Raw genomic sequence first — 16,647 nt, 5'->3', positions numbered from 1 at the left:
GACTCGTCCGATCCTGCCGACGTCGGTGGACTTCATGCGACGCTCCACGTTCGTCACCGTCCATGCCCGCGCGACTCCGGACCCCGGCGCGCTGCCCCGGCCCTAGATCGACAACTTGGTAGGGTGCGCAGGCCAGTTGGACCACTTGGAGAGTTGTGGCAGCGCTCAAGGGAGAGGGGCCGGGCAACGATGCAGGCGTCAGAAGTCTCGCGTGCAGTGGCCGCGGCAAGGTCGATCGCCTCATCACTTGACCTGGCAGTCGACGACACGATCGTTCTTCATGACTCGAACAAGCTCACTCTGCGTCTGCTGCCGTGTGATGTCCTGGCCCGGGTGGCGCCTGTGGATCAACAGGTCGCGCGGTTCGAAGTCGAGGTCGCTCAGTGGCTCGGCGAATCCGGGTGCCCCGTGGCTGCCCTTGAGCCGCGAGTGGAGCCACGCGTCTATGAGCGTGATGGCTTCGTGGTCAGTCTCTGGACCTACTACGAACGCGTCTCACCTCAAGAGGTCTCACCGGCCGACTACGCCAGTGCGCTCGGGCAATTGCATGCCGGTATGCGCAAGCTCGATGTCCCGACGCCGCACTTCACGGATCGAATCGAGTACGCCCAAGAACTCCTGGCGAACCGCGAACGCACTCCGGCGCTCGCCGACGCGGACCGGAAGCTCCTCGGCGACACGCTACGAAGCATGAGACGAGCGATCGACGAGCGCGGCGGCGCCGAGCAATTGCTGCACGGCGAGCCGCACCCGGGCAACCTGCTCACCACGAAGAGCGGGCTGCTGTTCATCGACTTTGAGACGTGTTGCCGTGGGCCCGTCGAATTCGACCTCGCCCATGCTCCCGAAGAAGTCGGCGAGCACTATCCAGGTGTCGACCAGGACCTGCTGCGCGAGTGCCGGATCCTCGTGCTGGCGATCATCACAACGTGGCGCTGGGACCGAGACGACCAGCTCCCGAACGGGCGTCAGCTCGGCGCGGAGTGGCTGAGCCGGATCCGAGCAGCACTCGATCCCAACGGCCTGGATATTCATGGCTGATTGCAGTCAGATGCCTACGGTCCTTCAAGTGCGCGCGTCGGCCGACAGGTGCTTCTCGAAGGGCAGCGGGCCGATGGTTTCCGGGTCGGCGGACGTGTCGAACAGCGGGGTGTAGCCGGTGACCAGGTACAGGCCGCGCGCCTCGGGCTGGCGCGGCCCGGTCGTCAAGTAGATCCGCTGGTAGCCGCGTTCGCGCGCCTCGCGCTCCAGTTCGGCGACGACGACTCGCGCGAGACCGCGTCGGCGGTGGGCGGAATGCGTCCAGATCCGTTTGAGTTCCGCCGTGATCCCGTCGTACCGGCGGAAGGCGCCGCCCGCGACCGGCTCACCGCGCTCCAGCACCAGGAGCAGCACCCCGCCGTGCGGCCGGGTGAACTCCTCGTCGGGATAGCGCGCGAGTTCGGCGTGCGCGTCCTTGCCGTAGCGCGTCGAGTACTCGTCGCCGAGTTCCCGCAGCAGTGGTCCCACCCGCGGGTCGGACACCGCTACTTGAATGACCGTCAGCTCGGTTGCGGACGGCGGTGGTTGCGCGACTGACGTCATCCAGTCACCGCCGCGAGGTTCTGCGTGGCGCGGGCCGCCCGCTCGGGGGCGCGCTCGGCGTCGTGCTTGGCGTCGCGCTTGGCGACCTCCTCGCGGACGATCGGGATCACGTACCGGCCGAAGTCGATCGCGTCGTCGTACAGGTCGTAGCCGCGGGCGGAGAGGATGTCGACACCGAGGTCGTAGTAGTCCAGGAGGGCTTGGGCGACCGTCTCCGGTGTGCCGACCAGCGCGTTGGAGTTGCCCGCGCCCCCGGTGGCGGCGGCTGTCGGAGTCCACAGGGCACGGTCGTAGCGCTCGCCCGCCTCAGCGATCGCGATCAGCCGCTGCGAGCCCGTGTTCTGCGGCTGTGCCTGCCCGTTGTGGCGCTTGGTGATCGCCTCGCCCTTCTCCTTGCGGGCCTTGATTGCGCCGACCGTGCGATGCGCCTTCTCCCAGGCCAGTTCCTCGGTCGGGGCGATGATCGGCCGGAACGCCACCTGGATACGGGGTACTTCGGTGCGGCCCGCTGCCTTCGCGGCGGCCTTCACGTTCTCGATCTGCTCAGCGGTTTTCGCGAGGGGCTCGCCCCAGAGGCAGTAGATGTCGGCCTCGGCGCCCCCTGCTGCGTACGCGGCGGGCGACGAACCTCCGAACGACACGTTCGGGTGGGGCTGTTGGACCGGGAAGACGTCGCTGACGAAGTCGTGGAACCGGTAGTGCTCGCCCTCGTGGTCGAAAGGCTCGCGGGTGGTCCAGATCTTCTTGACGATCGCGATGTACTCGCGGGTCCGGGCATAGCGCTCGTCCTTGGTGAGGGTGTCACCCTCGCGGCCCTGCTCCTGGTCGTTGCCGCCGGTGATGAAATGCACGGCCAGCCGGCCCTCGCTGATCTGGTCGAGGGTGGCGAAGGTCTTCGCGGCGAAGGTCGGGTACGAGACGTTGGGCCGGTGGGCGAGCAGGATCTGGAGGCAGTCCAGCCTGCTCGCGATGTAGGCGGCGGCCGGCGCGGGGTCCGGCGATCCGGAGCCGTAGGCGAACAGCACCCGGTCCCAGCCGTGCTCCTCGTGCGCCCGGGCCAGCCGGAGCGTGTACTCCTTGTCGAAGGCGGCGCCGGACCGCGCGGTGGTTTCGGATCCGTTGTTCGTCGCGGCGATACCGAGGAACTCCACGGGCATGGAAATGACCTTTCGTACGGGCTGGCGGAACGGTCTTTCGCACAGCGGGATATGACGGATCGTCAGGGAACGGATCGTCAGGGAACTGGGGCGGCGGCTTGGTACGAGCGTGGCGACACTGCCCGCGTCGGGGGAACCGGGCGGCGGCAGCGCGCGTCAGGTCCGCGGGACCACGTCGTTGCGCGGATCGGTGCCTGCGCGGGTCAGCGCCTGGGCGGGTCAGCGCCTGGGCGGATTCAGTGCCAGCGGGGGCCTGCGCCCCGAAGGGGGAACTCGGTCCGCGACAGGGTCACCGAGGAGGGAAGGGCCGGCGGACGGCCCACCGCCCGAGTCAGGCGCAACACGCCGCGGACCACACCCGACCGAAGTCGATGTGGTCACGCGAGACCAAGCGCGGCTGGGCGTTCATGCGGCCAATTGAGCAATACATCTCGCTCATCGTCAACCAACGCCCGCATGCCGGACCGGCTCCGGCAGCCTGTCGACCAGCCAACGAGCCGCCGCAGCCGGCCAGCCGGCCAGGCGCAGCAGTGAATACCAGCCATCGCGTCGATCGTTCCCTATATTTCCTATCGATTTACTAGGGAAGTATTGACGGCGCCCGGCCGGGATGCGCAGGATGATGCACATGTGCCCCACGCAGCAACGACTCGTTCGTCGTCGGCATGTCGACTTTGGTCACGTCGTCAGCGCCGCCTGCTGTCGCGCGTAAGGCACGCGACTCGCACATCGCGCGTGCCGCTCCGCTCCTTCAGGTGAACTCACCCACCGCTCCCGACAGCCCAGCATCCTTCTGAAGGACGACCGCCATGACCACGGCACTTCCGGCTCAGCCCGCTCCCCCGCATTCGCCACTCCCCGACGTACGCCATCTCCGCCTGGTGGGCGACACTCCGCGGAGCGGCACCGGGGAACACGACGCACGTCCGCTCGTCGGCTATCTCCTGCTCGTCCCCGAGGGCACCGACCCCGCCGAGCTCTTCGCCAAGGACGGGGTACGGCCGGACCTCCGGCCGGTCACCTACGACGACTCGCCTCCCGCACCTCGGACGGGCGGCGACAGCATCCACGTCGACACCGCGCGGCATGTCGCGCAGGCGGACGGGCGTGAACTCGACCTCACCTACCTCGAGTTCGAGCTGCTGGCCCATCTCGTTCTGCGCCCCCACCAGGTGCACTCGCGCGAGCAGTTGGTGGCCAACGTATGGGGCTACGACCACATCGGCGACGGCCGCACCGTGGACGTCCACATCGCGCGCCTGCGCCGCAAGCTGGGCAAGGCTCACCAGCACCGGATCGTCACCGTACGACGCGTGGGCTACAAGTACGTGCCCGACCAGCCGACGAGCCCCGACGCCGCTCTCTGCGGCCGTCCTTGAGGAGACCAGTCCCATGGGCTTTGCCCCCGCGCCGTCCGGCCCCGCCCCGGAGTCCGAGCGGACCGCGACGGGCCGTGCGCACTGGCTGCGCGTGGCCCGCGAGACGGCGGACGACCTGGCCACGGACGCGGTGGTCCGGGAGCAGGCGGGCAAGGTCCCGTTCGACGAGGTGTCCCGGCTACGCGAGGCAGGCCTGCTGACACTGCTGATACCGGCCGAGCTCGGAGGCGCGGGCGAGGACTGGCCGACGGCCTACGCCGTCGTCCGGGAGATCGCCGCGGCCGACGGCGCCATCGGCCAGCTCCTCGGCTGTCACTACTTCATGTCGTGGAGCGCCGGGTTCCTCACCGAGCCCGCTCTCGCCGCGCAGGTCGGACGGCAGTCCGCGGCGGAGCAGTGGTGCTGGGGCGGTGGTTTCGCCCGTCAGGAACCACCTCTCGCACTGAACCGGACCGCCGGGGGTTACCTGCTGGACGGTCGGCAGAGTTACGTCACCGGGGTCCTGGTCGCCGACCGGCTCGTCGTACGGGCCGTGCGGACCGACACCGGCGAACCGCTCGCCGTGGTCGTCGATCCCGCCCGGCACGGCGTGGTGATCGACAGCGACGCCGACCCCTTCGGCCAACGGCTCGCGGCCGGCGGCAGAGTGGAGTTCGACGGCGTACCGGTCAGCACCGACGATGTCCTGGGCTCCCTGTCCACGGACGAGGACGCCCTCTCCCCCGTAGCCTCCCTGGCGTCACCGGTCGGGCGACTCGTGTCCGTCCAGCTCCGCCTCGGCATGGCCGAGGGAGTGCTCGCCGAAGCCCGTGAGTACAGCCGGGCGGGCCACTCCCCCTGGGATCCGGCCTGGCCGGCCGGCTCTCCGCAGGACCCGCAGGTGCTGACCACCTACGGGGAACTCACCGTCCTCACCCGCTCCGCGTCCGCGCTCACCGGTCAAGCTCTGGAAGCCTTGCAGGACGGGCTGGCGCGCGGCGAGGACCTCACGTACGACGAGTACGCGGAGATATCGGTCCTCGTGGCGATGGCCGAAGCCGCCGCCTCCAGGGCCGTGCAGGACTGCACCGCCCGCGCACTGGACGTCATCGGCGCCCGCTCCACGTCCTCACGGCTGGGCTTCGACCGCTTCTGGCGCAATGCCAGGACCCACACCTTGTACGAGCCCGTGGCCGACCGGCTTCGCGATGTCGGGGACTACTTCCTCAACGGAGCGCACCCCCCGTTCGTCCTGCCCGCCTGACCGCTCAAGGCCCTGCCTCGATCTCCGGCGACCTGAACCTTTGACTGCCGACCGAAACGGGCACCCGGCAGCCCACCCGCGGCGGACGCCGACCGAATTCGTACGGGATAATGAACGCATGCGGATCTCAGCCAGGGCGGACTACGCGGTACGTGCCGCACTGCAGCTCGCCGCGTCACGAGACGACGGGCCGCTGAAGGCCGAGGCCATCGCCGACGCCCAGGACATCCCACACAAATTTCTCGAAGGCATCCTGAACGACATGCGCCGGGGCGGACTCGTCCTCAGCCAGCGCGGCGGCAACGGCGGCTACCGGCTGGCCAAGCCCCCCGAGTCCATCAGCATCGCCGACGTCATTCGCGTCGTGGACGGACCGCTGGTCTCGGTCCGCGGGGTCCGGCCTCCCGATCTGTCCTACACCGGACCCGCCCAGTCGCTGCTTCCTCTGTGGATCGCACTGCGCTCCAACGTGCGCGAGATCCTCGAGGGCGTGTCCCTCGCCGACGTCGCGTCGGCCGAGCTGCCCGCCGGGGTATCCGCGCTGACCGACGCCCCCGGCGCCTGGACAAACCCCTGACCGCAGGGCCACTCCGAGCCTGATCTCACATGGTGAGATCAGGCTGTCCACTATATGAATACCCTCTTGGGGTGAACGCCACCTTCTGTCACGATCCCCATCAACCAGGTGGGAAAACTAGGGAACTGCGGGGTGGCCATGAGAACGCACAACCGCACAGACCGGTTGCTGCCCCTTCTGACCTCGCGTCGCCACATCGACCTCGGCCGTACGTCCAGCGCCATCTGTCGACCCGTCTGACACCGTCCGCGGAACCTGGTGGCTCACGCGGAAATCCGCTGCGCTCCCTGCCACCCCGCCCCTGTCGGCGGACCGGACGCTCTTCGACACTCCTCGGCCGACTGCGTCACCCGCACATCCGCTGACCGCATGCCTTCGGGCACGGCGTGGCTGTGCCGGCGACGCACCGACCACTCCGGCGGCACCCGCCACGTTCCGCTCCTCAGCCCGCGACGGCATTCCTGCCATCGAGGGCCGGGAGTGGAGTGCTGGTGCGCTGCGCGCCAATGGGCTTCGCGCCTCGCGTTTCCGAACCTCCTGACAACCCATCCCCTGAGAGGACACCTCCGTGTCTGCCGCACGACCGCTCACCACCCTGCGCACCATCGCCGCCATAGCCGCGCTTCCCCTGCTCGCTCTCACTGCCTGCGGTTACGGGTCCGAGTCGAAGGACAACGACACCTCGAAGGTGGCGGCCGAGGGCAAGAAGCTCTCCGCGGACACCGTGCGGATCGGCTACTTCCCCAACCTGACGCACGCCACCGCCCTCATCGGCGACCAGGAAGGCCTGCTGCAGAAGGAACTCGGCGGCACGAAGGCCACCTACTCCCAGTTCAACGCGGGCCCCGCCGAGATCGAGGCACTCAACTCGGGCTCCATCGACATCGGCTGGATCGGCCCCTCCCCCGCCATCAACGGCTACAGCACCACCGACGGCAAGGGCCTGCGGATCATCGGCGGCTCCGCCTCCGGCGGCGTGAAACTCGTCGTCAACCCCGACAAAGTCACGTCGCTGAAGGACATCAAGGGCAAGAAGATCGCCACCCCGCAGCTGGGCAACACCCAGGACGTGGCCTTCCTCAACTGGATCGCCGAGCAGGGCTGGACGGTCGACGCACAGAGCGGCAAGGGCGACGTCTCGGTGGTCCGCACCGACAACAAGATCACCCCGGACGCCTACAAGTCCGGCTCCATCGACGGTGCCTGGGTACCCGAGCCGACCGCCTCCAAACTCGTCGCCGAGGGCGGCAAGGTCCTCCTGGACGAGGCCGACCTGTGGCCCGACAAGAAGTTCGTCATCACCAACATCATCGTCTCCCAGACGTTCCTGGCCGAGCACCCGGACGTGGTGCAGGCGGTACTGCGCGGCTCGGTGAAGACCAACACCTGGATCAACGCCAACCCCGACCAGGCCAAGGCCGCCGCCAACACCAAGCTCCAGGAACTGTCCGGCAAGCCGCTGCCCGCCAACGTCCTGGACCCGGCATGGAAGTCGATCCAGTTCACCGACGACCCGCTGGCCTCCACCCTGAACACCGAGGCCGCCCACGCGGTCAAGGCAGGCCTGCTCAAGCAGCCGAAACTGGACGGCATCTACGACCTCAGGCCGTTGAACAAGGTCCTCACCGCCGAGGGCAAGAGCACCGTCGACGACGCCGGCCTCGGCGTCAAGTAACCCCGCACCCGCCCGGACACCCGCCCCCGTTATCCGCATCAGTTCCCAGGAGGTGACGACCATGGCAACCGCCCTCGCCAAGGCCGCCGACACGGCATCGTCGGTGGAGCACGCCGCGCGGATCGAGCACGTCTCGAAGTCCTTCACCACACCCGCCGGCCGCCAGCTCGTCCTGGACGACATCACCCTCGATGTCGCCCCCGGCGAGTTCGTCACCCTCCTGGGAGCCTCCGGCTGCGGCAAGTCCACCCTCCTCAACCTCGTCGCCGGCCTCGACCAGCCGTCGGCGGGCACGATCGGCACCGACGGCCGCCCGGCCCTGATGTTCCAGGAACACGCCCTGTTCCCCTGGCTGACCGCGGGCAAGAACATCGAACTCGCCCTGAAACTACGGGGTGTCACCAAGGCCGAGCGGCGCGACAAGGCCGAGGAGCTCCTGGCCCTCGTCCGCCTCAACGGCGCCTATGGCAAGCGGGTGCACGAGCTGTCCGGCGGGATGCGCCAGCGCGTGGCACTGGCCCGCGCCCTCGCCCAGGACAGCAAACTGCTCCTGATGGACGAGCCGTTCGCCGCCCTGGACGCGATCACCCGGGACGTGCTGCACGACGAACTGACCCGCATCTGGCGCGAGACCAGCGTGTCGGTGCTGTTCGTCACCCACAACGTCCGCGAAGCGGTACGGCTGGCCGAGCGGGTGGTGCTGCTGTCCTCCCGCCCGGGGCGTATCGCGCACGAGTGGACGGTCGACATCCCGCAGCCACGCCGTATCGAGGACTCCGCCGTCGCGGAACTGTCCGTCGAGATCACCGAACAACTGCGTGGGGAGATCCGCCGCCATGGCCAGCACTGACACCGGGGTCGACATCAAGAAGGACGACTCCCCGGCGGCCGGGGAGTCCCAGGACCCGCACGATCTCGCGGGACTGGAGGCCGGCCTCGACGCGCTGGATTCGGTGCGGGTCGACCGTACGCCGTTGCGCGAGACCCTGACTGGCAAGGTGCTCCCGCCCGTCGTCGCCGTGGCACTGGTGCTGGTCGTCTGGCAGGTCCTGGTCTGGGCGAAGGTCACCGACAGCTACAAACTGCCCGCACCGACGGCGGTGTGGAACGAAGTGACCGACGCCTGGCGCCAAGGCACATTGCTGGAGTACATCTGGACCAGCGTCTCGCGCGGCCTGCTCGGCTTCGCCATGGCCCTGGCGATCGGCACACCGCTGGGCCTGCTCGTCGCCCGCGTGAAGTTCGTCCGCGCGGCCATCGGCCCGATCCTGTCCGGCCTCCAGTCGCTGCCGTCCGTGGCCTGGGTGCCCCCCGCCGTGCTCTGGCTGGGCCTCAACAACTCGATGATGTACGCGGTGATCCTGCTCGGCGCGGTCCCCTCGATCGCCAACGGACTCGTCTCCGGCGTCGACCAGATACCCCCGCTCTACCTGCGGGCCGGCCACACCCTCGGCGCCACCGGCCTGCGCGGCACCTGGCACATCGTGATCCCCGCCGCACTCCCCGGCTACCTCGCCGGCCTCAAGCAGGGCTGGGCCTTCTCCTGGCGCTCCCTGATGGCCGCCGAGATCATCGCCTCCTCACCCGACCTGGGCATCGGCCTCGGCCAACTCCTGGAGAACGGCCGCACCGCCAACAGCATGTCCATGGTCTTCCTCGCCATCCTCCTCATCCTGATCGTCGGAATCGCCATCGACCTGCTCATCTTCAGCCCGCTGGAGCGGCGGGTACTGCGCAGCCGGGGCCTGCTGGTCACCAACTGAACAGACAGGATCGTGACCGGTGCGGTCAGCCCGTCCAGGGCTCCCACCGGTCTTCCTGCGCGGGGTCGATTCTGCTGCCCCACACCAGCGCCCCACCGATCAAGCCGGGCTTGTCCCGCGTGGCCAGGGCCGGGGCTTCGAGCATGTCGGCGGCCTCTTCCAAGTAGGTGACCAGCGTGTCGAGTTCTTCACCGGGGGCTTCGTTGTAGCGGGACCACCGACCCAGGTAGCCGGTCGCGGCATCCAGATACAGCCCCGAGGTGCCGTCGGCCGGACCCAAGGCGACAACCGGAATCCAGGTTTCCTTCCACACGGTGATCCGCTCGTCCTCGGGTCTATCGACGTTGAAGGTGTCCTCATGGGCCTGGCAGTCCCACTTCAACCGGTAGGTGGCGGTCACGGCGTCCAGAGTCATCAGAGCCCAATTTCCCGGAAGGCATCCCCTACCACCGGCCCCGTCGTCACCCGCGGTCAGCAGCCACAGGGCGTGCAGCTCGACGGGTATCCGGATGCCGAGGTCGACCTCCAGAGCGGCGATGGCGGTCGGGCCGGCGCCGGCCCGGAGCGCGGCGTAGGAATCGGGGGCGTTGCGCCGGAGCCAGCCGGTGACGCGCTGCCAGGCATGGGCGACCTCCCGTACGGTGACCGCGTCGGTGGCAGGGTCGCCAGACTGCTCCTCCTGCTGCTCCCGGTCCTGGGCATCCGCAACGGACTCGGCGGACTCGGCAGGCTCGGCGGGCTCGGCGGGCTCGGCGAACGAGATCGGGTTCACGTACCGGATCTCGATCCGGTCGGGCTCCCTGATGTAACCGATGGCCAGGGCGGGACAGTCCTCGAACAGGTCCCCGTCCACCGTCACGGTGAGGATGCCAGGCAGATTCGAGGGCCGGCCCATGTCCGGGTCGTCGGCCAACTGACCGGCCAGGACCTTCAGGGCGTAGGGCACACCGGTCCCGAGCCGGGTGGCGGTGTCGCGTACGAACGGGGGTAGCTCGACGTCCACGGCCTGGCGTCCCTTGCTGGTCGGATGGAAGGCGGGGCCCTTCGTCGTAGGGCTCGGCGGTCTTGATGCTTCCATGGATCAGAGAAGCACAGAGCCATTTCCAACTCGCCGCCGTCGACCACGAGTTGGGCAGCGTCGCGCCACGCCTCAGTGGCCGTCAGGCGCTCTCGGTGTCCGCCACAAGGATCGGATGGTCGACGTCAGCACCTTCATGGATGACCAGGTCCATGAGGTGGGGGAAGCGTTGGTCGAGGTCGTCCTTGCGCAGGGAGTTGACGCGGAGTGTGCCGACGTCGTGCTGCTGGATGAAGGCCGGCCTCGCGCGCTCGGGGAGTTCGCCGACCTCGACGCGAGGGCCGTCACCCGCCGCATCACCGTCCGCGTCGCGCAGAGCGGCGAGGAAGTGGCGATGCGCACGGCCGACCAGATCGCCGTCCAGGGCGTCCTGGAGTCCGGCACGGTCGTCTCCGCCCACTACCGCGGCGGGATGAGCCGGGGCACGAACTTCCTGTGGGAGATCAACGGCACCGAGGGCGACATCCAGATCACCGGACCCACCGGTCATCTTCAGATCGGGCCGATCACCCTTCGCGGCGCCCGCGGCGAGAACGGCGAACTGGCCGAGCTGCCCCTGCCCGCCACCTACGAGCTGCCCGCCCTCGCCCGACGCCCGGACCAGTCCGGCCTGCAGCGTCGGCCACGCCTACGCCGGCATCCGCGAAGACCTGGACCAAGGCACCCACCGAGTCGCCGACTTCACCCACGCCCACCGCCGCCAACAGCTCTTCGACCGCATCGAGCACGCCGCCAGGCGCAACTGACGCCCGGCCAGGACCAGATCGTGAGCAGTGCGGACAAGTGCGCTGCGTTCATGCGCAGTCGGGCAAGTCCTTCGGAGCCAGGTTCCACCTCTCCGTGTCCACCCATGCGACCTTGGCCGAGTCGGGTTTCCATTCCGAACGGGAGACGGCCCCTCCGCTGGTGCGGATCCAACTCCTGCCGTCGGGGTCCTCGAACTCCAGGCGAAGGCCGTCGAGATCGGCCTCGGTCAGCCGGGGCAGACCAGGGACCTGCAAGGCCATGCTCCGGAACAGTGCGGTGTCCGGAATGGTGATCTGCGTGCACGGCCTGATGGAGTTGAGGTCCCACCAGACACCGACGCGTCCCCTGAGGACGAGACGCATGCTCATCACACGGGCGCTGTTGCTGACCACGACCACGTTCGAGCCGGAGCGATAGAAGTCCACACGCTCTGCGTACGCTCTCTCCTGGTCCTCTTCCTCGCGCTGCTCCGCATTGATCTCACGCTGTTCCGCTCTGGCGTCGCGCTGTTCGGCTCTGCAGCCCAGGACCAGTCCGCCGAACGCGGCGGCGACCGTCACGACGGCGGCCACGGTCCGGCCGATTCGCACGATCTTCGACTCCGGTGCCCCGGAATCCGGCCTCGGCCCGTTCTCATCCTGATTCGGCAGAGCTTGATTCTCCGGTGCGGCCATCACGAGGACGTATCCAGCCGCCTGGGGCTTCATGCCCGCTGACCTGGATCGTTTGAAAGGCTTCGGTGCTGCCCGTATCAGCGCTGATTCTTCTTACCAATTTTTCATAGGGTGCCTATGTAAATGCGCGATACTTGATGACTGTGGATCAGTCGCATTCGGAGGACCGCCTCCAGGAAACCGCGCGGGCGCTGGCCGACCTGGCCTCTGTTGTGGTCAGAGCTGTGACGGACCGGCGGGGTATGAGCTTCACCGCCGCCTCCGCCCTAGCCCGGCTGGAGCGGGAGGGTCCGGCCCGGCTGACCGCGCTGGCGGCGGCGGAAGGCGTCACGCAGCCGTCGATGACCCAGCTGGTGCAGCGCTTGGAGCGTCAGGAGCTGGCGCTGCGCATCGACGACCCGGAGGACGGCCGGGTCACCCTGGTCGCCATCACGGACACCGGGCGGGCGGTTCTCGCCGAGCGTCGACAAGAGCGTGACACCCGCTTGGCCGCCCTGCTGTCCTCCCTTCCCGACAAGGAGCAGCAAGCCTTGGCAGCAGCGATGCGGACCGCCCTGCCGCTCGTGCAGCGGATGCTCCAGGACGACGGAACACAGCAGAGTCCCCTCCTCGAACAGGGCAGCGCCGGGAGCGAGCGATGACCGCCGAGCAGTCCCACGTACCCGCTGCCGAACCCGGGAACGGCGACCGCAGAACGTGGATCGGCGTGGATCATCCCCGCTACAAGTGGGTCGCGCTGACCAACACCACCGTGGGCATGCTGCTGGCCACGATCAACAGCTCGATCGTGCTGATCTCGCTGCCCGGGATCTTCACCGGCATCCGGCTCGATCCGCTGGAGCCCGCGAACGTGAGCTATCTGCTGTGGATGCTGATGGGGTACATGCTCGTCACCGCGGTGCTGGTGGTCGCTCTCGGCCGGCTCGGGGACATGATGGGCCGTGTCCGTATCTACAACGCCGGCTTCCTGATCTTCACGCTCACCTCGGTGGTCCTGTCCCTCGACCCCTTCCACGGCGGGAGCGGGGCGCTGTGGCTGATCGGCTGGCGCATCGTGCAGGCGGTCGGCGGCTCGATGCTGATGGCCAACTCCGCGGCCATCCTCACCGATGCCTTTCCCGCCCGTCAGCGCGGCATGGCCCTGGGCGTCAACATGGTGGCGGGCATCGCCGGGTCGTTCTTCGGCCTGGTGCTGGGCGGGGCCCTCGTGACGTGGAACTGGCGCTCGGTCTTCTGGGTCAACGTACCCATCGGCCTGATCGGCACGGTGTGGGCGTACAAGTCGTTGCACGAGACGGGCGTGCGCAGGCCGGGGCGGATGGACTGGTGGGGCAACATCACCTTCGCCGTCGGGCTGAGTGCCCTGCTCGCCGGTATCACCTACGGCATCCAGCCCTACGGCGGCCACACCATGGGCTGGACCAACCCGTGGGTGCTGGCCGGGCTGATCGGCGGGGTCGCCATGCTCGCGGTCTTCTGCGTGGTCGAGGTGAGGGTCGCCGAGCCGATGTTCCCGCTGCGCCTGTTCCGCAACCCGGCGTTCGCGGGCGGCAACGCGGCCACTCTGCTGGGCTCGATCGCGCGCGGTGGCCTGCAGTTCATGCTCATCATCTGGCTGCAGGGCATCTGGCTTCCCCTGCACGGCTACGACTACGCCGACACCCCTCTTTGGGCCGGCATCTACATGCTGCCGCTGACCGCGGGATTCCTGATAGCCGGGCCCATCTCCGGAGCGCTGTCCGACCGGTTCGGTGCCCGGCTGTTCGCGGCATCCGGCTTCGCGGTGATGGCGGCGTCATTCGCGGGACTGCTCATGCTGCCCAGCGACTTCTCGTACGGGGTGTTCGCCGCGCTGATCTTCCTCAACGGGGTCGGCGGTGGCCTCTTCGCGGCGCCGAACACGTCGATCGTCATGTCGAACGTCCCGGCCGACGCCCGCGGTGCCGCTTCCGGAATGCGCGCCACGTTCCAGAACGCCGGCATGGTGCTGTCCATGGGCGTGTTCTTCTCGCTCATGGTGGCCGGCCTCTCCAGCACGCTGCCGCACACCCTGAGTTCGGGCCTCACCGCCCAGGGCGTCCCGGCACACGCCGCCCACACCGTCGCCGAACTGCCCCCGGTGGGCGTCCTGTTCGCGGCTTTCCTCGGCTACAACCCGATCCAGCACCTGCTCGGCCCCGACGTCCTCGGCCACCTCTCGCCGACTGCCTCGGCGCACCTCACGGGGCGTGAGTTCTTCCCGCACCTGATCTCGGAGCCGTTCCACGACGGTCTGGTCATCGTCTTCTCCCTCGCCATCGCCATGTCCCTGGCTGCCGCGGCCGCCTCACTGATCCGTGGCCGCACCCAGGCATTGCCCACCTCGCCGACATCCGTGACGCCGACTGCCGCGGCGCCCGCTCAGGCGGCCGTTGAGGCCGGTTCGGCCACGCCACCCGCCCTGCGACTGCGCGGCCGGGTACGCGGCAGTGCCGGCGAGCCGCTGGCCCACGCCACCCTCACACTCGTAGACCGCTACGGCCACCAGAAGGACATCGTCAGATCGGGTCAGGACGGAACGTACGAGCTGACATCAGCGGAACCGGGTTCGCACATGCTGGTCGTGTCGGCCAAGGGGCACGAACCTCGCGCCGTGCAGGTCACCACGGGAGCGGAACCGGTCCTTTCGGACCTCGCCCTGACAGCGGTCTGCGGTGTGCAGGGGACCGTGCGTCAAGCGCACACCGACCACACCCCCGACTGACGGACACCTGCGTCCCGGCTCTCCGTCAGCCGCTCGACCCGCAGTCGAATACGCCGTGGAGGGACAGGGGTTCAGCGTGTCTTCCGTGTGACATGGCGCGACAGTCGGTCTCTTGGCCACTGCCTGGAACGTCGTTTGGTCTGGCGGGGTATCAGCAGGGTGACGCGGGTTCCCTCACCGGGGGCGGAATCAACGCTGAGGTGTCCGTTCAGCAGGTGGCCGCGCTCTCGCATGGCCGACAGCCCGGTGCCGGTGGAGACCACCGTGCGGAGTGCGGATCGGTCGACCGGTGCGGAAGGTTGCTGGTCCATCCCGCGGCCGTTGTCCCTGACCGCCACACTGATCGCGCGGTCGTCGCTGTCGAGTTCCACGAGCAGGCGGCTCGCCCGAGCGTGCTTGACGGCGTTGTTCACCGCTTCCTGCACGATGCGGTAGACGTGGGCCTGGGCCTCCGGCGACAGTTCGTCCTCGATCCCGGGCCACTCCGCCCCGACGCGCAGTTCGACGCTCAGCCCGAAGGTCTCCTCGGTGCGGCGGCACAACGTCTCGAGAGCGGGCGCGAGTCCGAACTGGTCGAGGGCGAAAGGCCGCATTTCCAGGATCAGATGTCGCAAGGATGTGATCTGGTTCGCGATCAGGCTCCGCGCCTGGTCGATGGCCTCGTTCATGGCGGCAGGCCGGCCCGTGCCGGTAGCGGTGGACAGAACGATCTGAACAGCGGCCAGTTCCTGAAGGGTCTCATCGTGCAACTCGCGGGCCCAGCGCCGACGTTCTCGTTCTTCGCCGTCGCTGCGGGCCTGAGCGCGCTCCCGCGCGAGACTGTGGCGGCGCGCCACCGCACTGCGGCCCAGCATGACCGCACAGCCGATCAGCAGGAGTGGCACGATGTTCAGGCCGTTGAAGAGCGGCTCTTTGGTCATGCGAGCCAGCTGTGACACGGCGAGGATGAGTGCGAGCCCGCACAGGGCCGCCAGCCATGCCCTCCGGACGGCGTTGCTCAGTGCCGCTGCGACGATGAGGACGACGGCGGCGCCGAGGGAGAAACGCATCACCCAGCGAGGCTGCTGCTGGAGGACCTCGACCGCGAAAGCGACGACGAGCAGCGCTGCGCCGGTGGCCTCCATGATCGGGCCGGCCTTGGCTCGCAGCGTGCCGTTCATCCCAGCAGCCCGCGCTCGCGGGCGGCGGCGATGAGTTCCGCCCGTGTCTCGGTCCCGAGCTTGTCCCGAATCCTGGCGCGGTGCGTCTCCACTGTCCGAACGGAGACGTAGAGACGTCGCGCGACCTCCCGGTTGGTGTGACCCAGGGCGAGCAGTGAGAGAACCCGAAGCTCGCGTGCTGTCAGAGTGACATCCCCGTCGGTACCGGGAGCGTCGGCGTCCGCGACGGCCAGTCGGGCGCCCATGGCAGGTTGGAGGTAGACGGCTCCTCGCGCGACTTGCCGAGCCGCACCGACCAGTTCCTCCGCCGCCTCCTTGAGCAGATATCCGGTCGCTCCGGTCCGCAGGGCCGCGCGGGCGAACGCGGGATCCTCCTGCATCGTGAGGATCAGAATGCGGGTACCGGGTGAGGCCGCGAGCAGGTCGGGGATCGTGGGCAGGCTGGACCGGCCCGCCATGGTGAGGTCCAGGACCAGCACGGACGGCTGCTCCTTCGCCACGGCTTCCGCGGTCTCCGGGACCGTCGAGCTCTCGGCGACGATCTCGAAGGACTCGTCCCGGGACAACAGCGCGCGCAGGCCCGCACGGACCACGGGGTGGTCGTCGGCGATCACCACGCTGAGACGTGCCACAGCCTCCACTCCCTGCTCAGCGCGGTCGGCATTCATGGGAGCAAAGGTACTGCGTGCAGCCGGTCGGCCAGGGCCCCAGGGGATGGGCTGAGCGATCGGGTGAACCCTGAAGCGGCGGTTGCCCGAAACGGCGGTTGCGGGAAACCCGCAGGACGACTGCGGAAGGACACTGAGGCCCCGAGAGCGTCGGAGCACCACGATGGCTGGTGAGAGACCTCGGTCGGGCGTGAAGCGC

At 68.7% G+C, this 16,647-nt stretch carries 16 protein-coding genes and 1 pseudogene; 11 read left to right on the top strand and 6 right to left on the bottom strand.

All coding sequences use genetic code 11. The annotated features are described in order from the left end of the window. The first annotated feature begins 189 nt into the window (after nucleotides 1-189). Nucleotides 190-1,041, top strand: coding sequence for a phosphotransferase enzyme family protein (locus ACFWXQ_RS19710; protein WP_383956183.1), 852 nt, complete (start codon nucleotides 190-192; stop codon nucleotides 1,039-1,041). Nucleotides 1,042-1,065: 24 nt separating this feature from the next. Here the strand turns inward: ACFWXQ_RS19710 and ACFWXQ_RS19705 are convergent, their stop codons facing one another. Continuing rightward, on the bottom strand, nucleotides 1,066-1,584 hold the full coding sequence (locus tag ACFWXQ_RS19705) for a GNAT family N-acetyltransferase (protein WP_386268696.1): 519 nt from the start codon (nucleotides 1,582-1,584) through the stop codon (nucleotides 1,066-1,068). Next, nucleotides 1,581-2,741 carry an LLM class flavin-dependent oxidoreductase gene (locus tag ACFWXQ_RS19700; protein WP_383956189.1) on the bottom strand — a complete coding sequence of 387 codons (1,161 nt, stop codon included), beginning with the start codon at nucleotides 2,739-2,741 and terminating at the stop codon, nucleotides 1,581-1,583. Before ACFWXQ_RS19700 ends, ACFWXQ_RS19705 begins: the two co-directional genes overlap by 4 nt. A gap of 809 nt (nucleotides 2,742-3,550) precedes the next feature. On the opposite strand from ACFWXQ_RS19700, the gene ACFWXQ_RS19695 reads away from it, so the two are divergent. The 7 genes from ACFWXQ_RS19695 (at nucleotide 3,551) to ACFWXQ_RS19665 (ending at nucleotide 9,378) form a co-directional block, all read left to right on the top strand. Next, the gene (locus ACFWXQ_RS19695) at nucleotides 3,551-4,120 is read left to right on the top strand and encodes a winged helix-turn-helix domain-containing protein (protein WP_383956192.1); all 570 of its coding nucleotides are present in this window, start codon (nucleotides 3,551-3,553) and stop codon (nucleotides 4,118-4,120) included. A gap of 13 nt (nucleotides 4,121-4,133) precedes the next feature. Next, the gene (locus tag ACFWXQ_RS19690; protein ID WP_383956194.1) at nucleotides 4,134-5,363 is read left to right on the top strand and encodes an acyl-CoA dehydrogenase family protein; all 1,230 of its coding nucleotides are present in this window, start codon (nucleotides 4,134-4,136) and stop codon (nucleotides 5,361-5,363) included. 118 nt (nucleotides 5,364-5,481) lie between these two features. Continuing rightward, nucleotides 5,482-5,940: an Rrf2 family transcriptional regulator gene (locus ACFWXQ_RS19685; RefSeq protein ID WP_143643055.1), complete on the top strand. Its 459-nt coding sequence runs from the start codon at nucleotides 5,482-5,484 to the stop codon at nucleotides 5,938-5,940. Between the two features lie 138 nt (nucleotides 5,941-6,078). After that, on the top strand, nucleotides 6,079-6,180 hold the full coding sequence (locus tag ACFWXQ_RS19680) for a putative leader peptide (RefSeq protein WP_364185593.1): 102 nt from the start codon (nucleotides 6,079-6,081) through the stop codon (nucleotides 6,178-6,180). Between the two features lie 328 nt (nucleotides 6,181-6,508). Beyond that, on the top strand, nucleotides 6,509-7,615 hold the full coding sequence (locus tag ACFWXQ_RS19675; protein ID WP_386268692.1) for an aliphatic sulfonate ABC transporter substrate-binding protein: 1,107 nt from the start codon (nucleotides 6,509-6,511) through the stop codon (nucleotides 7,613-7,615). Nucleotides 7,616-7,676: 61 nt separating this feature from the next. Then, nucleotides 7,677-8,465, top strand: a complete 789-nt coding sequence (locus tag ACFWXQ_RS19670) for an ABC transporter ATP-binding protein (protein WP_386268690.1) — start codon at nucleotides 7,677-7,679, stop codon at nucleotides 8,463-8,465. After that, nucleotides 8,452-9,378: an ABC transporter permease gene (locus ACFWXQ_RS19665; protein ID WP_386268687.1), complete on the top strand. Its 927-nt coding sequence runs from the start codon at nucleotides 8,452-8,454 to the stop codon at nucleotides 9,376-9,378. Before ACFWXQ_RS19670 ends, ACFWXQ_RS19665 begins: the two co-directional genes overlap by 14 nt. A gap of 25 nt (nucleotides 9,379-9,403) precedes the next feature. Here ACFWXQ_RS19665 and ACFWXQ_RS19660 read toward each other — a convergent pair whose 3' ends face one another. Continuing rightward, the gene (locus tag ACFWXQ_RS19660) at nucleotides 9,404-10,456 is read right to left on the bottom strand and encodes a hypothetical protein (RefSeq protein ID WP_383953112.1); all 1,053 of its coding nucleotides are present in this window, start codon (nucleotides 10,454-10,456) and stop codon (nucleotides 9,404-9,406) included. On the opposite strand from ACFWXQ_RS19660, the pseudogene ACFWXQ_RS19655 reads away from it, so the two are divergent. Next, nucleotides 10,455-10,874, top strand: a pseudogene (locus ACFWXQ_RS19655) (hypothetical protein); the annotation flags it as partial. The gene ACFWXQ_RS19660 and the pseudogene ACFWXQ_RS19655 sit on opposite strands and share 2 nt — an antisense overlap. 376 nt (nucleotides 10,875-11,250) lie before the next feature. Here ACFWXQ_RS19655 and ACFWXQ_RS19650 read toward each other — a convergent pair. Continuing rightward, on the bottom strand, nucleotides 11,251-11,793 hold the full coding sequence (locus ACFWXQ_RS19650) for a hypothetical protein (RefSeq protein WP_383953114.1): 543 nt from the start codon (nucleotides 11,791-11,793) through the stop codon (nucleotides 11,251-11,253). A gap of 227 nt (nucleotides 11,794-12,020) precedes the next feature. On the opposite strand from ACFWXQ_RS19650, the gene ACFWXQ_RS19645 reads away from it, so the two are divergent. Both ACFWXQ_RS19645 and ACFWXQ_RS19640 read left to right on the top strand, forming a co-directional pair. After that, entirely contained in the window at nucleotides 12,021-12,518 is a 498-nt protein-coding gene (locus ACFWXQ_RS19645; RefSeq protein WP_383953110.1) for a MarR family winged helix-turn-helix transcriptional regulator, read from the top strand. Beyond that, nucleotides 12,515-14,620, top strand: coding sequence for an MFS transporter (locus ACFWXQ_RS19640; RefSeq protein ID WP_386268684.1), 2,106 nt, complete (start codon nucleotides 12,515-12,517; stop codon nucleotides 14,618-14,620). Before ACFWXQ_RS19645 ends, ACFWXQ_RS19640 begins: the two co-directional genes overlap by 4 nt. A 71-nt stretch (nucleotides 14,621-14,691) precedes the next feature. Here the strand turns inward: ACFWXQ_RS19640 and ACFWXQ_RS19635 are convergent, their stop codons facing one another. Both ACFWXQ_RS19635 and ACFWXQ_RS19630 read right to left on the bottom strand, forming a co-directional pair. Further along, nucleotides 14,692-15,780 carry a sensor histidine kinase gene (locus tag ACFWXQ_RS19635; protein ID WP_383953106.1) on the bottom strand — a complete coding sequence of 363 codons (1,089 nt, stop codon included), beginning with the start codon at nucleotides 15,778-15,780 and terminating at the stop codon, nucleotides 14,692-14,694. Then, nucleotides 15,777-16,412: a response regulator gene (locus ACFWXQ_RS19630; protein WP_383953104.1), complete on the bottom strand. Its 636-nt coding sequence runs from the start codon at nucleotides 16,410-16,412 to the stop codon at nucleotides 15,777-15,779. The genes ACFWXQ_RS19635 and ACFWXQ_RS19630 overlap by 4 nt, the downstream gene beginning before the upstream one ends. Nucleotides 16,413-16,647 lie beyond the last annotated feature (235 nt).

Source organism: Streptomyces sp. NPDC058697, assembly GCF_042715345.1.
Classification (GTDB): domain Bacteria; phylum Actinomycetota; class Actinomycetes; order Streptomycetales; family Streptomycetaceae; genus Streptomyces; species Streptomyces liliifuscus.
The sequence above is the reverse complement of the archived record's forward strand: the minus strand, read 5'-3'. Positions and strand labels throughout refer to the sequence as shown.

What these genes read in the sequence shown, in the direction of transcription:
- ACFWXQ_RS19710 (WP_383956183.1), top strand. Translation starts at nt 190, where the DNA reads ATGCAGGCGTCAGAAGTCTCGCGTGCAGTGGCCGCGGCAAGGTCGATC.
- ACFWXQ_RS19705 (WP_386268696.1), bottom strand. Translation starts at nt 1,584, where the DNA reads ATGACGTCAGTCGCGCAACCACCGCCGTCCGCAACCGAGCTGACGGTC.
- ACFWXQ_RS19700 (WP_383956189.1), bottom strand. Translation starts at nt 2,741, where the DNA reads ATGCCCGTGGAGTTCCTCGGTATCGCCGCGACGAACAACGGATCCGAA.
- ACFWXQ_RS19695 (WP_383956192.1), top strand. Translation starts at nt 3,551, where the DNA reads ATGACCACGGCACTTCCGGCTCAGCCCGCTCCCCCGCATTCGCCACTC.
- ACFWXQ_RS19690 (WP_383956194.1), top strand. Translation starts at nt 4,134, where the DNA reads ATGGGCTTTGCCCCCGCGCCGTCCGGCCCCGCCCCGGAGTCCGAGCGG.
- ACFWXQ_RS19685 (WP_143643055.1), top strand. Translation starts at nt 5,482, where the DNA reads ATGCGGATCTCAGCCAGGGCGGACTACGCGGTACGTGCCGCACTGCAG.
- ACFWXQ_RS19680 (WP_364185593.1), top strand. Translation starts at nt 6,079, where the DNA reads ATGAGAACGCACAACCGCACAGACCGGTTGCTGCCCCTTCTGACCTCG.
- ACFWXQ_RS19670 (WP_386268690.1), top strand. Translation starts at nt 7,677, where the DNA reads ATGGCAACCGCCCTCGCCAAGGCCGCCGACACGGCATCGTCGGTGGAG.
- ACFWXQ_RS19665 (WP_386268687.1), top strand. Translation starts at nt 8,452, where the DNA reads ATGGCCAGCACTGACACCGGGGTCGACATCAAGAAGGACGACTCCCCG.
- ACFWXQ_RS19660 (WP_383953112.1), bottom strand. Translation starts at nt 10,456, where the DNA reads ATGGAAGCATCAAGACCGCCGAGCCCTACGACGAAGGGCCCCGCCTTC.
- ACFWXQ_RS19640 (WP_386268684.1), top strand. Translation starts at nt 12,515, where the DNA reads ATGACCGCCGAGCAGTCCCACGTACCCGCTGCCGAACCCGGGAACGGC.
- ACFWXQ_RS19635 (WP_383953106.1), bottom strand. Translation starts at nt 15,780, where the DNA reads ATGAACGGCACGCTGCGAGCCAAGGCCGGCCCGATCATGGAGGCCACC.